Source organism: Nocardioides sp., from assembly GCF_036401255.1.
GTDB lineage: Bacteria > Actinomycetota > Actinomycetes > Propionibacteriales > Nocardioidaceae > Nocardioides.
The window spans coordinates 1-3,007 of sequence record NZ_DASWVI010000411.1; the positions used below are offsets into that span (position 1 = coordinate 1).

A 3,007-nucleotide genomic window follows, 5' to 3' on the forward strand; every position below is an offset into this window, starting at 1 on the left:
CCGATGACGTCCGCGCGGCCGCCCAGGCCCCCGTGTCCGCGCCGGCTCCTGCACCACCACCGGCACCGGCACCGGCACCGGCACCGCCCCCCGCGCCGGTCGCGCCCGAGGTGGACCCGATGCGCGCGACGATCGCCGCCGCGATGGCCCGGTCCAAGCGCGAGGTGCCGCACTACTACCTGGCCAACACCGTCGACCTCTCCCGGGCGCTGGAGTGGATGCACGAGCGCAACCGCGACCTGCCGCTGGACCGCCGGCTGGTGCCGGCCGCGCTGGTGCTCCGGGCCACCGCGCTCGCCGTCGCGGCCACCCCGGCGCTGAACGGGTTCTGGACCGACGGTGCGTTCCAGCCCGGCTCCGGCGTCCACCTCGGCGTGGCGATCTCGCTGCGCGGCGGCGGACTGGTGGCGCCCGCGATCCTCGACGCCGACCAACTGAGCGTCGATGAGCTGATGGCCCGACTGAAGGACCTCGTGGTCCGGGCCCGCGGGCGCCGGCTGCGGGGCCGGGAGCTGACCGAGCCCACCATCACGATCACCAACCTCGGCGACCAAGGGGTCGAGGCCGTGTTCGGTGTGATCCACGCGCCCCAGGTCGCCCTCGTCGGGGTCGGCAAGGTCGTCGAGCGTCCCTGGGCGTCCGGCGGCATGGTCGGCGCGCGGCCGGTCACGACCCTGACGCTCTCCGCGGACCACCGGGTGACCGACGGGTTCACCGGGGCGCGGTTCCTCGACCTGATCGACCGCCACCTACAGCAACCGGAGGAGCTATGACCCCCCAGGACGCGCGCCGGGCCGTGGCCGCGGCGCTGACCGCGATCGTCCCCGACGCCGACGTCGACGCCCTCGACGAGGGTGCCCCGCTGCGCGACGAGCTCGAGCTGGACTCGCTCGACTTCCTCAGCTTCGTCGAGCAGCTCAGCACCCGCGCCCAGGTCCGCATCGACGAGTCGGACTACCCGGCGCTGGCGACGCTCGGATCGTCGGTGGCGTTCGTGGTCGAGCGCGCCGCCTGATCCGCGTGCCGGTCGCCGGCCACGGCGTCACTCCAGCGTGAGCTCGACCGTCCGCGTGGCGACGTCGGCGGTGGTGAGCCGGGCGCGGACGTCGGTGCCGAGCGGCAGCGGCGCCGGGCCGACCAGCCGGGTCTCGACCGCGGGCTCCTGGATCACGACCACGCCGCGGCCGGGGTCCTTCTCGTCGACGTCGACGACCACCCCGTCGAACACCTCCCCGACCCGGTCGCGCAGCACGCCGGCCTCGACCAGGTCGACGACCTGGCGCTCGTAGGCGCGGGCGCGCCCACCCGACGACTGGAGCGTCTTCGGCAGCCCGGGCAGCGCCTCCAGCACCCACGCGGGGACGTCGGTGCCGGCGCACAGGGCGAGGCACACCTCGCCGGCGTACCGGTCCCCCAGCCGCCGCAGCGGTGCGGTCACGTGGGCGTACTCCGAGGCCAGCGCGGAGTGCTGGGGGTCGGCGGGCATCTCGCCGTCGAACGCGACGTAGCCGCTGCCGCGCAGCAGCCGGGCCGACGCGTTGACCATCGCGGCATGGCGGGGCAGCGCGGGGTCCAGCGAGCGGATGAAGTCGGGGTAGACCTGCTCGGCCGGCCACTCGATGCCGAGCGCGCGGGCCGTGCGGTGCAGGCGCTGTACGTCGCGGGGGTCCGGCGGCGGCAGGGTCCGCAGCAGGCCGACGCGCGCGTAGACCATGAGCGAGGCCGCCGCGAAGCCGGTGAGCAGCGAGATCTGGGCGTTCCACAGCTCCACCGGCAGCTGCTCGCGGAACTCCAGGCGCCACTGGTCGCCCTCGACGTCGATGTCCTGCTCGGGCAGCGGCAGCGACACCCCGCCACGGACCGCCTCGCGGGCCACGCGGAGCCGGCCGAGCTCGCGCAGCAGCAGGAGCGACTCGGCGGCGGTCCCGTCGTCGATCGCGCGCTGGGCGTCCTCGTAGGACAGCTGGGCCGTCGAGCGCACCCGGGCCCGCTCGACGTGGACGTCGGTGCGCTGGCCCTCGGCGTCGGTACGGATCGTCCACAGCAGCGCCGGCCGGACCTGGCCCGGCAGCAGCGACGCGGCGTCCTCGCTGAGGCTCGGCGGGTGCAGCGGGATCTTCGAGTCCGCGCCGTAGAGCGTCTCGCCCCGCCGGTGCGCCTCGGCGTCGACCGGGTCGCCGGGCGTCACGAACGCCGCGACGTCGGCGATCGCATAGTGCACGACGTACCCCTCGCCGTCGCGTTCGAGGTGCAGCGCCTGGTCGAGGTCCATCGAGCCGGGCGGGTCGATGGTGAGCAGCGGCAGGTCCGTGCGGTCGAGGTCCGGGAGCCGCGGGGCCCGGGCGGCGGCGGCTGCGGCCTCCTCCACCTCGGGCGGGAAGTCCGGCGTGACCTCGAGATCGGCCTGGATGCGGGCGATGCCGTCGCGCAGCGCGGCGGCGGCCACCCCGTCGCGGACGGAGCGGACCCGGACGACGCGGCTGCTCGGCATACCGGCACCATAACCACCGTGCTGATCCTCCTACCGCCCAGCGAGGGCAAGGCCGCGGCGCGGCGCGGCCGGCCCCTGGACCTCGGGACGCTCGCGTTCCCGGCCCTCACGAGCGCCCGGGAGCGGGTGCTCGGGGCGCTCGAGGAGCTGTGCGCCGGCGACCCGGCGGTCGCCGCCTCCACCCTCGGGCTCGGCGGCACGCAGCTCGACCTCATCGACCTGAACGCGCGGCTGCGCACCGCGCCCACGGCGCGGGCCGACCGGGTCTACACGGGGGTGCTCTACGACGCCCTCGACGTGGCGACGCTCTCGGCCGCGGCGAAGCGACGCGCCGCGACCCGGGTCGCGGTGACCTCGAGCCTGTTCGGACTGCTGCGAACCGCGGACCGGATCCCGGCGTACCGCCTCTCCGGCGACACCACGCTCCCGGGGGTTGGTCCCGTCGCCGCGCTGTGGCGCGAGGCGCTGGGCCCGGAAGTCGAGGGAGCACTGGGCGACGGCCTGCTGGTCGACCTC

General features: G+C 75.8%; 4 protein-coding genes. 3 read left to right on the forward strand and 1 reads right to left on the reverse strand.

Annotation, left to right across the window (positions count from 1 at the left end):
- Positions 1–119: 119 nt before the first annotated feature.
- Together VGD85_RS19065 and VGD85_RS19070 are read left to right on the forward strand one after the other, a co-directional pair.
- Positions 120–773, forward strand: coding sequence for a 2-oxo acid dehydrogenase subunit E2 (locus VGD85_RS19065; RefSeq protein ID WP_331065007.1), 654 nt, complete (start codon positions 120–122; stop codon positions 771–773).
- Complete coding sequence (locus tag VGD85_RS19070; protein ID WP_331065008.1) at positions 770–1,015, forward strand: acyl carrier protein; 246 nt, start codon at positions 770–772, stop codon at positions 1,013–1,015. The genes VGD85_RS19065 and VGD85_RS19070 overlap by 4 nt, the downstream gene beginning before the upstream one ends.
- A gap of 27 nt (positions 1,016–1,042) precedes the next feature.
- Here VGD85_RS19070 and VGD85_RS19075 read toward each other — a convergent pair whose 3' ends face one another.
- Positions 1,043–2,491, reverse strand: coding sequence for an RNB domain-containing ribonuclease (locus VGD85_RS19075; RefSeq protein WP_331065009.1), 1,449 nt, complete (start codon positions 2,489–2,491; stop codon positions 1,043–1,045).
- 18 nt (positions 2,492–2,509) lie between these two features.
- Between VGD85_RS19075 and VGD85_RS19080 the strand changes: the two genes are divergently transcribed.
- On the forward strand, positions 2,510–3,007 hold a 498-nt coding region (locus VGD85_RS19080; protein ID WP_331065010.1), incomplete at its 3' end, for a YaaA family protein.